Below are 16,113 nucleotides of genomic sequence, written 5' to 3' on the forward strand. Positions count from 1 at the left end.
AAATATTTTTATTGGGTTACATGAATTTTTATTGCATTAACTGGACAAATGGATTCACATTCTCTACAATTAATACACTTACTCAAATCACATTCAATATTATCATTTATTAATTTTAAAGCATCTACAGGACATTTATTAACACATACCCCACATGCTTGACAATTATTTGATTCTATAGTGAATTTTCCATCACGTAAACCTTCAATATTTCGTCTACAGAAATATAATTTATCTTTATCTCCATCATAATAATCTTCAATTAAATTTATTGCATCGAAATTACAAACTTTCACACATTGACCACAATATACACAATTTTCTCCAATAATTATTGGATTAGGTAAATTATCCTCAATTGCATTTACAGGACATACTTCTAAACATAACCCACAACCAATACAATTGTTTTCATTAACTTTAATATTCCTATTAGGTGGATAGAATTGCACTAAATCACATACTCTATCAACAGTAATGTCTTCATTAGTATAAGAATTTAAATTATTTTTAAATGTATCAGTAACATTAATTCTTAGGAATTCTGAATCTGAAGCGGTTTCAACTTCATTACCTTTTAAATCCTCAAATTTCATACTCATTTCTTCAAGAACTGTGTCAACTTCTATAACATCTTCAGATAAAGCTAAAGAGTCCCTATCCAAAATTTCTTTACATAAATCTAATGATTTTAATCTATTATATATTTCAAAAGCATCATCTCTATTAGTGTAACTTATAGAACTAGAAGGACAAACACTCATACATTCTTCACAACGTGCACAATAAGAAGGATTTATATAAGGAAGATTATTAGTACCTACATTCATTGCTCCTTTTGAAGGACATATTCTAACACAAGTCATACATCCAATACAAGAATCTTGATGAACAATTATGGCATTTCCACCTTCTATAGCTTTAGGCAATATTTCACCATATTTTATTGCATCAGCCGGACATGATCTGAAACAAAAACCACAACCTATACATTTATCAGTATCAATTTCACTATGAAATTCACCATCACCTTCAGTAGTTAAATGAATTGCTCCAGTTTTACAAGCTTGTACACATGCCCCACAAGCTCTACATAATTTAGTATTTATATTTGGTGCATTTTCACGGATAGGGTCAGCTAATTTCTTATTTATTTTAATTGCATCATAAGGACAAATATTAGTACATAAGACACAACCAAAACAAGAATCTGATATTGTAACATTTTTAGTTTTTTTATCAATTGAAATTGCTTCAATAGGACAAACATTTAAACATGGTTTATCTTCACAGTACATACATTTACTGTAATCAATTTCCCAATCTACAGCAAAATCTCTTAAAGGTCTTGGTGTTTTTGTTAAAGATTCCATTTAATTGTCCTCCTCTTGAATTTCATTGTTTTGAATTGGTTTAAAATCATTACCTAAATCTGAAGGTTTGCATGTTATATTAATAATTTTTTCTTCTTTATCTAAATGATTTTTAGCTACGAAATATTTTATAACTCCAAATGGACAAGATTGATAACATATACTGCATCTTAAACATTTATTTTTATCCCTTACTATTGTGTCTTTTTCTTTATCAAATGTTATTGCTTCTGTTGGACAATCTGGAATGCACATTTGACATTTTTTACATTCATCAGATTCCCATGTTATAATTCGAATTGTTAAACGATCTACAGCATTTTCAACAGTATAGAAACATTCATCTTCATCATTTAAGTAGGATAATGCTTCATCCCAAAAATTAGATATAGGGAGTTTCAATTTTAAAAGTTTACCTTGTGGTAATTTGAGTAAATCAGCTTTATGATCATCTACATAGTTTTCTATGGTTTTAACCACTAAATTTATAACTTTTTTCTGTTCTTCAAGGTCATGAATATAAATTCCTTTCATGGCCCCTTTAACTGGACATACATCATGACATTTCCCACATTTAATACATTTAAGTTGATTTACTTTATAATAATCATTTTGAATGTTAATTGCATCAACTGGACATACATCATGACATTTCCCACAACTTATACATAAAAAATCATCAATCATGTACATTTTTTCTCTAGGTATGATTATGAATTCATCATGAATATTATGGTTTTCTCCGCAGTGTATTGTTTTAGGTTCACTTGGACATACTTCTGCACAGAATCCACAACGAATACATGCAGATTTATTGAATATTGGATATGTTAATCCTTCACCAGTTTTTGAATCAGTATCCCTTATAAGTTTTATTGCTGTAGGTGATGGGCATGATGCTGTGCATGATCCACAACCTATACAATTTTCTTTTATTATTGTTGGGAAATCTCTAAATCTGTCTGGTTTTTTTGCAATATCTTCATCAGATTTTGCATTTGCAAAACCTTCTATCCATGCTTTTTTTGCAAATTCATATAAATACCATATTACAGAAGTCATTTTATTATACCTTAATACTTATTTTTTTAATTAAATTCTTTTTAAAACAAATCATTAACTGTTGTTTTTCCAGTGTTAACATCAACTACTACTCGTTCAGCACAAGCTAAACAAGGATCGACTGAAGCATATGTGGTTACTGCATCTGCAACAGTTGCTACTCTTTTTAACATGAAATTTTCACATGAATCAATATTCATTATACTTGGAGTTCTTATACTTATATGTTTTATAAGATTTCCATTGGTTTCTATCATATAAGCTACTTCTCCACGAGGAGCTTCATTTCTCCAATCTTTATAACCTGAAACTACTTCTACAGGGATTCTTACATCTCCCTCAGGAATATTATCTATTGCTTGGTGTATAAGATCTAATGATTGAGTTACTTCATCGTAACGATTCATTGTTCTTGCGAAATTATCTCCTTCTTTTCGCCATATAGGTTTAAAATCAAAATAATCATGATATGTTGGATGTGGTTCACGGTAATCATGTTTTAATCCACTTGCTCTACCAATAGGACCTACTGCTCTGCCTTTTATCGCTTCTTCTCTAGTCATTACTCCAACATCTTTACAACGTAAACCAACTAGTGGTCCTTCTTCAAATAATCTTTTATGTATTTCAAAGTCTTCTTCAATATGGGACAATCTCTCGAGGATTGCATCTAAGTGTTCTTGTTTAGCATCCATTCTAACTCCACCTATTACATTCCAACCCATATTAACACGGTTACCTGTTAATAATTCTATTGCATCCATTGCATATTCTCTTAATCTTAAAACATCCATATATAATGTTTCATGATCCATTGTTTTGAAGAATGTTGAATTAGCTAATAAATGTGATTGTACACGATCTAATTCATTAGTAATAACACGTAAATATTGTGCTCTTAAAGGTGCTTGAACTCCACAAATCTTTTCTATTGTTTCTGCAAATGTTTGAGTATGTTCATATGAACAAATTCCACAGACTCGTTCAGCTAAGTAAATAGCTTTTTGCCAAGTTTTTCCTTCCATTATTTTTTCTATTCCACGATGAACATAACCATAATCAATTTCAGCATCAACTACTCTTTCCCCTTCAGTTTTTAGTTTTAATCTTAATGGTTCTTTTAATCCTGGATGTATTGGACCAATTGGTAATATCATGAGAAAATTCCCTCCCTTTTAAACTTTTATTTTATTCATCATCTTTTTCATTCGCCCGAGCTTCCATTGCACCAGGTGCAACAGCTAATATAGCTTCTAATATTTCATTAGGTCTTGGAGGACAACCTGGTACTTCAGCAGCTATAGGTATGAAATCTGAAGCTGGTGCATTAACTGTTCCTCCTTCTTGGTTAAAAACATCCCCTGATTGAGGACAATTACCTATTGCAACTACAAGTTTTGGTTCAGGCATTTTAGTATATATTCTTCTTAAATTATCTTTCCAATGATCTGTAACTGCACCAGTTAATAAGATTATATCCGCTTCACGAGGATTATTTTGAAGATATATTCCATATTGTTCTAAATCATATCTAGGAGAAGTCACGGCAACTAATTCCACATCACAACCGTTACACCCACCACAATTAACTATACAAACATGAATTGAAGTTTTCCTAAAAATGTTCTTCAGCTTATTAAGCATTATACTTTCACTACCTTTATAAAATAAAATTCATTATATTACTCAATATTATTATTTAAAATTGCAAATAACTGGTTCCTACCTTCTTGCAATACTTCACCATAATCTTCCCCTTCAACTATTCTTTTAGATAAAGGAACTCTAATTTTATCCCCTTGTTCAACTGTAATCATTTCTAAAACTTCTATAAACCATTTAAGATGTAAATCAGAATATAATTTTAGTAAAATTTCTTCATGATTAGCAGATTGAAAGGTCGCATGTAAATTATTAATATTACTCATATCTAAACTATTTACGAATAAATCATTCACTTCATCAATGGATACTTGGAATTCTTCACTTAAAGGACCAATTACATCTTTTTGCCATTGATAAGATTCTATTTCTCTCATTTTCAATTGACGCAATAACTTATCATCATTTACCATAATCCTTAATCAACTCCTACATCCCTTTATTTTAATGAATTTATTATTAATTTTATATTATGAATATGTAATTTGTAATTATCCAGATTATCCCTGCAACGATTATTCCTATTACAGTTTCTTTCCTACCATAACCTGGTCTCATTCCCATAACAAAACCTATTAAAAGTAATGATATGGCTATTATTAATACAGATAATGTTTTTGAAAATAATGCAAAATTAAATAATAATACCCAACCTATAATTGCTGCAATTAATGCTACAATATCTATTTTTTGGATAATATATATTTCTCCATGCTTCTTATAACTTACAAGTAATCCTAAAACAGATCCTACAATGAAAGTTAATAAGTATAATAATAAAAATGTTATATCCATTTTTCTTTAACCTCTACATTACCTTATACATGTATAAAAATGATATTGCAACAATTATAATAGTTACAAAGAACATTATTTTCTCTAAATTCTCATTAAAGTGAGAAACTTTATCAGTATTACTCTTATACATTAATGGGAAAAAGAGACAACCTATGAATACTAAAGGCACACCTGATATTATACCATATTGTCCTTGGAAGATACATATTAAAGCTGAGCATAATGTAATCCCTAAGGCTACAATTGATGCTAGTAATAAAAAATCTTGTTCTTCTTTCATCTTTACCCTATCCCTTTTTTACCAATTATTATATATTTTCTTTTTTTAATTAAATTATTAACATTAAAACTGTACCTAAAGTACAAACGATTGCAATTGAAATTTGAGTCATAACTGAATGATTTGGATTTAACATTGGTGTTACTGCACTTATAAAACCCATTATAACAGTAATAATTATCATTCCAATAATTAAACCTAATAAACCTATAGGTCCACAGAACACAACAAGGAATACCCATAAAAGCATATACCATGCAACAGAATCTGTAAACATTATAAGCCCTCTTAACACACCAAAATGTTCAGTTTCAAAACCTGTAACTAAATCCTTAGCTTTAGTAATACAAAAAGGATTATACGGAGCTTTACTTAAAATTAAAGTTAAAAACATTATAGCTGCAAGAGGCAATGAAAATATTAAAGGCCCATGAACTGATTGATAACTAATTAAACTAGAAATATTTAAAGTCCCAGTTTTTAAGAAAATCAATGCAAGAACCGCGAATAAAGGTAATTCTGCTGCTGCAGAGAAAACTGCTCGCACACAACTAAGTTTACCATATGGAGAACCACTACTACTTCCCGCATTATGCTCAACAATTTTATGAACTGCATAAATACCAAATATTATTAAAAGTGATCCTTCAAGAACAGGCCCTTCAATTACACCAGTCGCCCACACTGCAGAAAATATTACAACAATCCCCACATACAATGGATAAGTAGCAGTTCTTGGAAAACTAGTTTCCTTAAAGAAAAATTTGATACTATGGATTAAATCTTGTACAATTGGAGGACCTGGCCTAAGCTGAACACGTGCCATAACCTTCCTATGTAATCCTAAAAGTAAACTTCCAAAGAGAAAAGCCACTAAGATATTCACTATAATATTTAGCATTAAATTCATTATCATTCACCCTAAAAATTTAGAAAACCATTTAAATTAATACCCTGTAAATGGTTCTTCTACTCTTTCCTCCACTTCGTCTTTTTTAGGTTTAGCCATATTAATTAAACCAAATGAAAATATGAATAATGGTATGCAAATAATTGCTAAAGCAATTGTAAGATATTCAGATGTGAAAAATCCAATAATTATACCTAATAAAGATGCTACACAAATTATATAACCCAATATTCTAACTTTATCCATAATTTCCACCTTAAATAACTTTAATCACTATTAATAATATTTCTATTGCTCTAATCATTATAAATAAACTACTTAAATGTATTATAAGTATAAATGGTGATCCTGGAGTCCTAAACATTTCAGCTTTAGTAGCGAAAAATGGTGCAATACCCGTTTCACCACAAACCCCTATAAACATTAACAATGCACCAAATATCATCATCGGAGTAGTATAAGTCATTTGAGATATTACTAATAAACTTAATGTACCTGTACTTGCAAGAATTAAACAAGCCCCACCAAATAAAGGTAAACTACATAAAGTAGCTATAATCCCATATTGATAAGCAGCATCCAATACACTTACTTGTTTTACAGCAGACACAATACCAATATTAACAATACCCACTAATGCCATGAATAAAGTAAAATTATACAAATCACCTGTAATCATAGCACCTGCAGTAGCAATACCACAAATAATTGCTAAGAACCTTCGTTGCTTAAATTCAGATAAACCAACACCAACACGAGTATCTTCTAACTTACCAAAACTAGCCTCAACTTGTGTTTCAGGACGACTAAAAGCAATTAAAACTGTGAATAATATTATAACTACAAACATAAATAAATGAAATGGATTGATATAAAAGACAATATCCCCTAAAGGTATTGTTCCTAAAATATTTCCACCTAAACTTTCAATAATCATATCCTTTTCATCTCACTTATTTCCTATTATACTCTTCTCGCATAAGAGTACCTATTAATCCCATCTTACTTGCAACTTTTAAGAGTAAACCAAATGCAGATAATAATAATGCTAATAACCATAATTTAGGTAATGCGAAGAAAATACAGAAACCTATAATCCATAAAGTCCAAGCAACACCACTAATACCACTAAGACCATTAATCACCCGAATCGGTAAACCTCTAGCTTTTCTACAGAAAATATAAAATACAATTCCAGCACCAGCTATAACCCCACCAGTAAATCCACTTAACCATACACCATAACCAATTAAAATTAATGAAATAAAGTTAGGGGCTGTAGTCATAATCTCAAAATCAGCAGTTAACGGTAAAGGTAAAAATGATGCTTTCTTATCCATCTTATGCATTTCACGAGAAAGAAGAATTTCACTAATAGCTAAAGTTTCAGCTAACTCAACAGTAAATCCAGGAAGGACCAATGCTTCAGCTAAATCTGTACCTAAAGCACCAACAACTAAAAGCATAGCTAATCCAACAATATCTGTTAAAATTAAAACTTGAATATCCCGTTTTTCAATAGCTATTCCAGTTAACCCAATAAAAGCTATAATAAGTGCAGTGTAAACTGCAGGTAAATACATATTAATAACTATTGGAGAGACTGTAGTAGGAATATAAACCATTTAATTATCCCTCCAATTTTGTTCTTCATGAGCTTTTCGATTATTTTCATTAACCTGAGAAGATAAATTATCCCCAAAATTAATAGCCTTTTTCACATCTTCTTTAATAACTTCTTCATCATTTTTATGATTCATAGTGAAATTTAAAGCTAACCATGAAGCTATAATAAAAGCCATCATTAGAATACTGGATTCTAATATTGTATCAAAACCACGAGTATAATACAAGATTTCATCTATTAAACCACCAGGAGATGAATATATAGATGTACCAAAGTATTTACTAATAGTACTTACATACTGACTTATTGGAGTCATATAAGCCGTTATCATACCAATTTCCGGACTATTAGCTGGGTATTGAGCATGAACAATTCCAGGTTCTCCAAGTACTTGTCCTCCACGATCATAAGGAGCTAAAGGTAATCCTGCATCTACTTGAACTTGTGGTGCTGGACGAGTATATAATTGATTCTCATTTAAAGCCATTGGTACAAAAAATCCTATAAGTAAAAATAATGCCATGATTATAGCAAATAATCTAGGAATATTTTTCGGCTTAGCAAGTTGATTCCAAAGATTTCCTATCCTCATACATCAGCCCCCAATTCTTCTAAACGAGTAATAGCTCTAAATAATACAAGTGTAATTATCATAGTTGTAGCTATAAAAGTTATTATTGCAATTGTATGATTATAACTTAAAAATATTAAACTAACACCAATACTAGGAACTTCAGTATTAATTGTTCTTATAATAGGATCTTTAACTCCCGGACCCCAAACTACAGCTAAACTACCAACAATACATAAAACAATTCCTAAATAAAACCAAATTTGAAGATCAAACATTATGATCCCTCCAAATTTCGATGTCTAATCTCATCAACTTTAATTATAGATAATAAAAATACTATAATAGATAATGGACTTAATAATGCAACTAAGAAAGCAATATCTAAGTATTGGAATGCAACCATTGCAAGGAAAAATCCTGCATCTAATAAAGATAACATGATTAATTTATCTAATGGTTTTTTTAATAGTATAACTCCAATCGTTCCAACTAATAATAATATTACAGCTATACTTGTTATATCAATAAAGTTTAAAGGATTCATTATTTATTCCTCTTATCCATCTTCATTATCTAAGATTATTTCATTATCTAATTTTTTAAGTGAATATGCTATTGCATTACTACTTAATGTACTTGTAATAAAGAATGTTGCAGCAACAATAAAACCAAACATTGATTGAGCATACAATGCAATTATTGCAGTTATACCGAAATCTACAACATTTAAGTATAATAATTTTTCAACTCGATTATTTGTAACAAGTGAGCGTAATGCCATTAATATAATTATTATACCTATAATTGAAATGTATAATTCATTTGCCATTATCTTCTACAACCACATATTCTTTATTATAATTCATTTGTATATCTATTCATTTTTTTAGCTATTTTACCAAGGAATTTACTAGAGTATTTATGATATATTCCTTGAATAAGCAGTATAGCTATCACTGCTCCACATATAAACATTTCTGGTGTTATTCCAATAAATGTTGAAAATATGAAAATTAAAACAGTCATTGTTAATGTACCAGTTGTTCCAGCATAACCCGGATCTGCACATAATCTGTTTCCTATAAAGACTATTAATGCTGCAATTAATCCTCCTTGAAATCCACAAACCATTATCGCTATAGAACTTATTAATGTTCCTGCAGATGCATCTGGAGAACATAATATATTTCCTTGGAAAAATCCACCAGATAAATCGCCTTTACGTTTTTCAATATCATGACCTACTATATCTGCTCCTTTTACTCCTGGTTGTTCAGGTAATCCGAAATAAGTATCTACGATTATAAAATTAATTAAAGATATTATTGTTGCGAGTATTATTCCTACGAATATATTCATTATTCTACAACCTCCTGTGTTTCTGGAGGTTTAGGGAATAAGTAAAAGAAAAAATATTTTGTAAATACTGCAGAAATCACGCCAATTAGAACTGCTAAAACGATTCCATGATAAATCCATATGTATCCAAGTCTATAAAATATTGCTAAAAGACCTATAGCTATTATTGGTGTTGGAAAGATTGCACTCATGTTAAATGAGTATCTAATTGGTTTATCCGGTAACCAAGACAACCCTAATCCCTTAGCAATGATTACTGACACTATTATTGTGATTAAGTAACCAGAAAATAAATATATTTCATTACCTTGAATAAACATGATTCCTATTATATAATTTAGTATATAAATAAATTATGTCTTATATTAAAGCCAAAAATTATTTAAATAATAAAGAAAATTTTTTAACAAAAATTTAAATTATTTAATATTATAAAAATAAATTTTCATAAAATATTTTTCTGATTTTTTATAAAATAAAATTCTTAATAATTATATTGTGGAAAGGTACTATTTTTTTTACATTAATTCTTTACAAATTCAATATGATTTTAAGCCCCCCCCCCAATAGTGTTAAATAATTTAAAAAAATAGGCTATTAATAAATTTTTTAAAGTTAAACTAAATTTCCATCCCCCTAAAAAAAGAATATTATCCATTAATTTAATTTAAAAATTTATTAATTAAATATTTAGCTTAAAATCAAATATAAAAATTTATTAATTAAGTTTTATAGATTGATTTTTATCTCTTAAAAATTTATTTTAAAAATTTTTTTAGAGTTAAATAGGGTGTCAATTTAATTAAAAAAAAGGTTTGATAAAAAAATGAGAATAAAATATAAATTTTCATTACTGCTAATTTTTTGTATTATAATTTTTATGGGTTCAGTTTCTGCTGAATCAAATTTAACAGACAATTGTTCTGATTTAAATAATTATAATACTATTAATGAAGTTAATGTTAATAATAATCAAATTTTAAGTGAAAATGAATCTTCCATTAGTGAAGATTCAAATAATGTTGAAAATAATGATTTAATTCAGTGCACAAATAAGAATATTGGATTAAGTCAAAAAGATTCTTTAAATAATCTATTAAATACCAATAATTACCCTAATTTATCTAGTTCCAGTGGTAATTTTGCTAATTTGTATAATACAATTTATGGTAAAAGTTATATTAATTTATACCAAGACTACAAGTATGATAAATATTTCTTAGATGATTATAATTTTGAAGGAGAATATCAAAAAGGTATTCCTATAAGTTGGAGTATAACTATTGATGGAAATGGACATACTATTGATGCTAGTAATTCTGCAAGTATTTTTAAAATTGGAACTTTTTATGGTACTATGAAACATATTACAGTTACTTTTAAGAATATAAACTTTATTAATAGTGGTGTTAACGAATATGGATCTATTCTTATAAGTTTAGATAGTACTGTTAATTTCATTAATTGTTATTTTAATAATAATAATGCAGGAGATTATGGAGGGGCTTTAACAATCATAAATAACGATTATGATGAATATGATTACACTAATGCCGATAAAAGTTATAATTATTATCCTACAGTAAATATTAATGATTGTACTTTTGAAGATAATTATGCAGATGTTAATGGGGGAGCTATTTATAATACTGGAAGTTTAAATATCGTTTCTACTAATTTTAATAGTAATTCTGCTCGAGTTTTTGGTGGGGCAATTTATAATTTTGGTAAAGGAATGGGAGTAGAATCTTCTAGATTTTATGAAAATTCAGCACCAGGTAGTTCATCAATCAATAATATTAATAACTACAATATTGGTTCAAGTATAAATAATTGTGAATTTACTTATAATAATGATTATGTTGATGGACATTACTATAATACAATAAATAATGTTGCAGGTTTAATGGTTATTAGTAATTCAAAAATTTTTAATAATAAAGCCGGTGGTATAAGTAATTATGGTAATGGTTTTGGTAATAGTAAAATTACAGTTTCAAATTGTGAAATAACAGATAATGCAGGTGAAGCAATTTCTAATGGAAATACTTATACAGGTATTACATCAATTGCAAATATTGAACAATGTATTATTACTGATAATAATGGTGGAATTTCAAATTCTGAAGGTTCTTATAGTGAGAATATTTTAACTAATACTGTTAATCTCCATTTTAATGTAATTTATGGGAATAAAATTAATATAGATAATAGTGAAACAATGAGTAAAACTAGCCGTGTTTATGCCCAATATAATTGGTGGGGAAATAATAAAGGTGCAACTGGAATTAAGGGATCTACTGTTAATACTAATTATCCAGTTATTTTAACTTTATCCCCTAGTGCTGGTTCCACTATCCCAAATGAATATTCAATTATAACTGCTTATCTTAATAAGTATTCTGTAAATGGTAATCTTGTTACTTTAGCTAAAAGTATTCCTTCACGTACTGCATTTTTCTCTTCAACTAATAATATTGGAAGTTTCAGTAGTGATACTACTAGTTTACTTGATAGTGCTACTGTTAGTTACACCGGAGTTAAAAATCATCCTACTACTATTAATGTTAAAGTTGATAATCAAGTTTTAAATTTAAATGTTGATATTAAAACTGTCAAAGTGCTAAATACTTTATCTAATTTATCTTTATCTAATTCTAATCTCATTTATCCTGGAAATCTTACTACTCTAATAAATACTGTAAGTACTAATTCTTACAATACTGTTTATAATGGATCTGTAAGTTTTTATGTGAATAACAATTATTTAGGTAGTAGTAATGTTAATAATGGTGTTTCTGAATATAGTTGGACTCCAAATTATCCTGGAACTTACACTATTCTAGCTAAATATACAGGTAATAATTTTTATAATCCCTCTGAGGATACAATGACTGTTACTGTAAATGATTATATTATTAGTGATAAAAATAGTACCAATTTAATTGGAGATGATTTTATTGGAACATATGGTAATAGTGGGAATTTTACTGTTAGATTAATTGATAATGAGAGCAAACCAATTGTTGGCCAACACATTGCTTTAAAACTTTCAAATACTAATGGTCAAAGTAAAACTTATTGGTCTTCAACTGATATTAAGGGTTATGCAAATCTTGAAATTAATTTATATCCCGGCCATTATACCGTAGAATCTTCATATTCTGGTTCAAAAGTTTATACTTCTAGTAAGGATACAAATAGTATAACTGTGCAAAAGGAATCAAGTAACCTTAATAGCACAATTTTAAGTGCTAATACATTCAAAGAACCTTATAGTGCAGGAGATAATTTCACAGGATGTTTAAAAGATTATAATAATAATCCTCTTATCGGTCAACATATTGCTTTAAAACTTTCAAATATTAATGGTCAAAGTAAAACTTATTGGGTTACTACTGATGTAAATGGTGAATATCAATTAGCTATTAACTTATTTAAAGGAGAATACACTGTTCATTGTAGTTATGAAGGTAATAATAAGTATCAGTCATCAACTGCATTTAACACCATATCCGTTTTATAATTAAAATTTTAATTTTTTTTCTTATTTTACATTTTTTTATAAACTCTTTTTCAGTAAACTGCAATATAATTATTCATTTTTATTATAATGTAAAATTAGGTATAAGTAAATCATTATGTTAATGAGATGCAAGAATTTATATAATCTTTAATCATATTTTATCATCTTCTGTTTTCTAAAATTTTTATAAATTAATCAATAATATTAATAAAAGATTAAAAACAATATAGTTTATTATATTAAAGATTAATTTTTATAATATTTATTTTTGTAATTTATAATAAATTTTATTTGATAAGGTAATAAGAATGGAAAATAAAAATGTAATCGTGACAGGTGGTTTAGGATTTATCGGATCACACATAGTCGAAGAATTAATAAAAAATAATAAAGTAACTGTTATAGATAATTTATCAACTGGGAAAATGGAAAATTTAAATAATCCTAATCATCCTAATTTAGATATTATTAAAGGAGATTTAAATGATTTAGATTTAAAACCCATATTTAAAGGTAAAGATTATATATTTCATTTAGCTGCAGCTGCTAGTGTACCCGGTAGTGTTGAAAATCCAAGTTATACTCATGTTAATAATGTTGATACTACTGCTAAACTTTTAATTGCTGCAAAAGATAGTGAAATTAAAAAGATTGTTTTCTCTTCAAGTAGTGCAGTTTATGGTGAAAACCCAAATATGCCTCTTAAGGAAACTGAACCATACATGCCAACTAGTCCTTATGCTGCATCTAAAGCTATTGGAGAAATTTATCTTAAATCTTTTACTGAATGTTATGGTTTAAATAGTACAGCCCTCAGATATTTCAATGTATTTGGTCCTAAACAGGATGTTAATTCTCAATATGCAGCAGTTATTCCTAATTTTATTCATAGCATTATCCATGGAGAACAACCTGTAATTTATGGTGACGGTGAACAAACCCGTGATTTTATCTTTATTAAAGATATTGTTAAAGCTAATATTTTTGCTGCTGAATCTGATTATAATGGTATTGTTAATGTTGCTGCTGGTGAAGCTTTAACTATTAATGAGTTATATTTAATTATTGCTGAAGTTTTAAATACAGATATTAAACCTGAATATCTTCCAGAACGTCCAGGAGATATTAAACATTCATTTGCTAATGTTGATAATATGAAGAATATTAATTTTAGTGTAGATAAATCTAAATTTAAACAACAGTTAGGTGAAACTGTTAAATGGTTTGAATCTCAATTATAAGTTTTTTTTACTTTTATTACTTTACTTTTTTTATTTACTAATTTTCAATATTTTTACTAAAATAAAAAAAACGAAGATTTTTTATATATTCCCCCTTAATTCTCCAAAAAAAGTTACAAAAAATGAACAAAACACTAAAAAAAATAATAAAAAAAGAGAAAAAAATAAATCCATAAAAAAAGGGTGAAAATGATTCCAATGGAAAAAACAATTTAATAATAATATGTGTAAGTATAATAATCATCACAAGCATAATGTGCATGACTGCTTATTTTTTAACAATCCCAATACAAACACAAATACAGTAGGTATAGTAAATAATAGTACAAATGTAACTAGTATAAGTACAGAGGATAATACAAATTCAAACGATAACAGCTATTTAAACAATCCTTTATATACAGATTTCAACAAAGATGATCTTAATGGTGATGGAAGAATAAGTTTTGAAGAAGAACTAAGCAACATAGCACACACACCAAGAGATGCAGCATATGAAATGTTCACCCAAGCAGACTCAAACGGTGACAAAATCCTAAAAGGACAAGAATACATAAACTGCAGAGAAGCCCTACAAAACAGGCAATACACAGAAAGTCACCGGATAAAATTAATAAAAATCTTCTAGAAAACTTAAATATTTAATTTTTAAACAAAAAAGAGAAAAAGGATTAAATTGGATTTTCACCATTATCAACTTGCTCCTGACTATACCACTTACCAGAAAACCAATAATGATTCTCACCATTATCATCAGTATACTTAGAAGTATCCCCAGAATGATCCACTGGATGACCATCCACATAATCTTCATCACCAGAATCATAAGAACCAGATGAAGAATCACTACTAGAACTTACCTGACTAGAATCAGAAGAACTAGAACCACTAAGACCACTACTATTATTAGTAGAATTAACAGTAGTATTATTAACAACTACAGCAGAATTCCCACCATTAACAATAATAAAATATGCTGCACAAGACAATACAACACAACAAACAATAACAGTAATAGAAACTATAATTAAACTCTTCTCATCCAAAATAAATATTTACCCCTTTTAAATAATATTTATAATTAAATATAAAATTTATAAAAAGAAGTATAAAAAACTTTATAAAAAAAATAATTTTAATACTATAAAAATTCAATATTTCTATATGTTTTTTGAAAAATATAAAATTAAAAATGTTAGTGAAATAAATATAGATAACTACTCGAAAAAAGAAAATTGGAGTTTTATAAACTATTTAGACACTAAAAATATTACAAATAATAAAATTATTGAAATAAAATTTTTAAATCCACTTACAGATAAAATTCCAAGTAGAGCCAAAAGAAAAATAAAAGAAAATGACATAATAATTTCAACTGTGCGACCTAACCAAAAACATTATGGGATAATTGAAGATAAACCAACAAATTTATTAGTATCAACAGGATTCACAACTTTAAGAGCAAAAGAAAATTATGTCTTAAGTAAATATTTATATTATTTAATAACTCAAGATAAAGTAACCAAAAAATTACAAACAATTGCAGAACAAAGTACAACATCATATCCCTCAATAAAAACTTCAGATATAGAAAATATTAACATAGAATTACCCTCAATAAAAATTCAAAAACAAATTATATCAATAATAAATTCAATTGAAAAACAGGTAATCAAATTAAGAAAAATAAATCAAAATTTA

General features: G+C 27.8%; 22 protein-coding genes. 4 read left to right on the plus strand and 18 right to left on the minus strand.

Going from position 1 to position 16,113, the window contains the following annotated elements:
- Positions 1–8: 8 nt before the first annotated feature.
- The 17 genes from BP997_RS03950 to BP997_RS04030 are packed head-to-tail and all read right to left on the minus strand — an operon-like array spanning position 9 to position 9,965.
- Positions 9–1,373: a 4Fe-4S binding protein gene (locus tag BP997_RS03950; protein WP_413824055.1), complete on the minus strand. Its 1,365-nt coding sequence runs from the start codon at positions 1,371–1,373 to the stop codon at positions 9–11.
- Entirely contained in the window at positions 1,374–2,435 is a 1,062-nt protein-coding gene (locus tag BP997_RS03955; RefSeq protein WP_413824058.1) for a 4Fe-4S binding protein, read from the minus strand.
- A gap of 41 nt (positions 2,436–2,476) precedes the next feature.
- Positions 2,477–3,592 carry a nickel-dependent hydrogenase large subunit gene (locus tag BP997_RS03960; RefSeq protein ID WP_413828838.1) on the minus strand — a complete coding sequence of 372 codons (1,116 nt, stop codon included), beginning with the start codon at positions 3,590–3,592 and terminating at the stop codon, positions 2,477–2,479.
- 31 nt (positions 3,593–3,623) lie between these two features.
- Entirely contained in the window at positions 3,624–4,079 is a 456-nt protein-coding gene (locus BP997_RS03965; protein WP_409197600.1) for an NADH-quinone oxidoreductase subunit B family protein, read from the minus strand.
- A gap of 38 nt (positions 4,080–4,117) precedes the next feature.
- A complete protein-coding gene (locus tag BP997_RS03970) occupies positions 4,118–4,510 on the minus strand; it encodes a DUF1959 family protein (RefSeq protein ID WP_413828840.1) in 393 nt (130 codons plus the stop codon).
- Positions 4,511–4,562: 52 nt separating this feature from the next.
- The gene (locus tag BP997_RS03975; RefSeq protein WP_413828842.1) at positions 4,563–4,892 is read right to left on the minus strand and encodes an energy-converting hydrogenase subunit EhaL family protein; all 330 of its coding nucleotides are present in this window, start codon (positions 4,890–4,892) and stop codon (positions 4,563–4,565) included.
- 13 nt (positions 4,893–4,905) lie between these two features.
- Positions 4,906–5,175, minus strand: a complete 270-nt coding sequence (locus BP997_RS03980; RefSeq protein WP_409197603.1) for a hypothetical protein — start codon at positions 5,173–5,175, stop codon at positions 4,906–4,908.
- 49 nt (positions 5,176–5,224) lie between these two features.
- Positions 5,225–6,085: a respiratory chain complex I subunit 1 family protein gene (locus BP997_RS03985; RefSeq protein ID WP_413828844.1), complete on the minus strand. Its 861-nt coding sequence runs from the start codon at positions 6,083–6,085 to the stop codon at positions 5,225–5,227.
- Between the two features lie 36 nt (positions 6,086–6,121).
- Positions 6,122–6,331 carry a DUF788 domain-containing protein gene (locus tag BP997_RS03990; RefSeq protein WP_413824074.1) on the minus strand — a complete coding sequence of 70 codons (210 nt, stop codon included), beginning with the start codon at positions 6,329–6,331 and terminating at the stop codon, positions 6,122–6,124.
- 10 nt (positions 6,332–6,341) lie between these two features.
- Positions 6,342–7,022 carry a hypothetical protein gene (locus BP997_RS03995; RefSeq protein ID WP_409197606.1) on the minus strand — a complete coding sequence of 227 codons (681 nt, stop codon included), beginning with the start codon at positions 7,020–7,022 and terminating at the stop codon, positions 6,342–6,344.
- Positions 7,023–7,038: 16 nt separating this feature from the next.
- Positions 7,039–7,710, minus strand: a complete 672-nt coding sequence (locus BP997_RS04000; RefSeq protein ID WP_413824076.1) for a DUF2105 family protein — start codon at positions 7,708–7,710, stop codon at positions 7,039–7,041.
- On the minus strand, positions 7,711–8,304 hold the full coding sequence (locus BP997_RS04005; RefSeq protein ID WP_413828846.1) for an EhaF family protein: 594 nt from the start codon (positions 8,302–8,304) through the stop codon (positions 7,711–7,713).
- Positions 8,301–8,561: an EhaE family protein gene (locus BP997_RS04010; protein ID WP_413828848.1), complete on the minus strand. Its 261-nt coding sequence runs from the start codon at positions 8,559–8,561 to the stop codon at positions 8,301–8,303. The genes BP997_RS04005 and BP997_RS04010 overlap by 4 nt, the downstream gene beginning before the upstream one ends.
- On the minus strand, positions 8,561–8,830 hold the full coding sequence (locus tag BP997_RS04015) for a DUF2108 domain-containing protein (RefSeq protein WP_413824080.1): 270 nt from the start codon (positions 8,828–8,830) through the stop codon (positions 8,561–8,563). The genes BP997_RS04010 and BP997_RS04015 overlap by 1 nt, the downstream gene beginning before the upstream one ends.
- A gap of 12 nt (positions 8,831–8,842) precedes the next feature.
- Complete coding sequence (locus tag BP997_RS04020) at positions 8,843–9,115, minus strand: DUF2109 domain-containing protein (protein WP_409197611.1); 273 nt, start codon at positions 9,113–9,115, stop codon at positions 8,843–8,845.
- Positions 9,116–9,141: 26 nt separating this feature from the next.
- Positions 9,142–9,645, minus strand: a complete 504-nt coding sequence (locus BP997_RS04025; protein ID WP_413828850.1) for a hypothetical protein — start codon at positions 9,643–9,645, stop codon at positions 9,142–9,144.
- A complete protein-coding gene (locus BP997_RS04030; protein ID WP_413828852.1) occupies positions 9,645–9,965 on the minus strand; it encodes an energy-converting hydrogenase A subunit A EhaA in 321 nt (106 codons plus the stop codon). The genes BP997_RS04025 and BP997_RS04030 overlap by 1 nt, the downstream gene beginning before the upstream one ends.
- Before the next feature lie 560 nt (positions 9,966–10,525).
- On the opposite strand from BP997_RS04030, the gene BP997_RS04035 reads away from it, so the two are divergent.
- From BP997_RS04035 to BP997_RS04045, 3 genes are all read left to right on the plus strand, one after another.
- Complete coding sequence (locus BP997_RS04035) at positions 10,526–13,171, plus strand: Ig-like domain repeat protein (RefSeq protein WP_413828854.1); 2,646 nt, start codon at positions 10,526–10,528, stop codon at positions 13,169–13,171.
- Between the two features lie 308 nt (positions 13,172–13,479).
- Complete coding sequence (locus BP997_RS04040; RefSeq protein ID WP_409197615.1) at positions 13,480–14,412, plus strand: NAD-dependent epimerase/dehydratase family protein; 933 nt, start codon at positions 13,480–13,482, stop codon at positions 14,410–14,412.
- A 223-nt stretch (positions 14,413–14,635) separates the two neighbouring features.
- Positions 14,636–15,040, plus strand: coding sequence for a hypothetical protein (locus tag BP997_RS04045; protein ID WP_413828856.1), 405 nt, complete (start codon positions 14,636–14,638; stop codon positions 15,038–15,040).
- Between the two features lie 43 nt (positions 15,041–15,083).
- Here the strand turns inward: BP997_RS04045 and BP997_RS04050 are convergent, their stop codons facing one another.
- Positions 15,084–15,458, minus strand: coding sequence for a hypothetical protein (locus BP997_RS04050; protein WP_409197617.1), 375 nt, complete (start codon positions 15,456–15,458; stop codon positions 15,084–15,086).
- 118 nt (positions 15,459–15,576) lie between these two features.
- Between BP997_RS04050 and BP997_RS04055 the strand changes: the two genes are divergently transcribed.
- Positions 15,577–16,113, plus strand: a 537-nt coding sequence (locus BP997_RS04055) for a restriction endonuclease subunit S (protein WP_413828859.1), incomplete at its 3' end; no start/stop codon positions are given.

Source organism: Methanobrevibacter sp. UBA412 (assembly GCA_002495685.1).
Lineage (GTDB): Archaea > Methanobacteriota > Methanobacteria > Methanobacteriales > Methanobacteriaceae > Methanobrevibacter_A > Methanobrevibacter_A acididurans.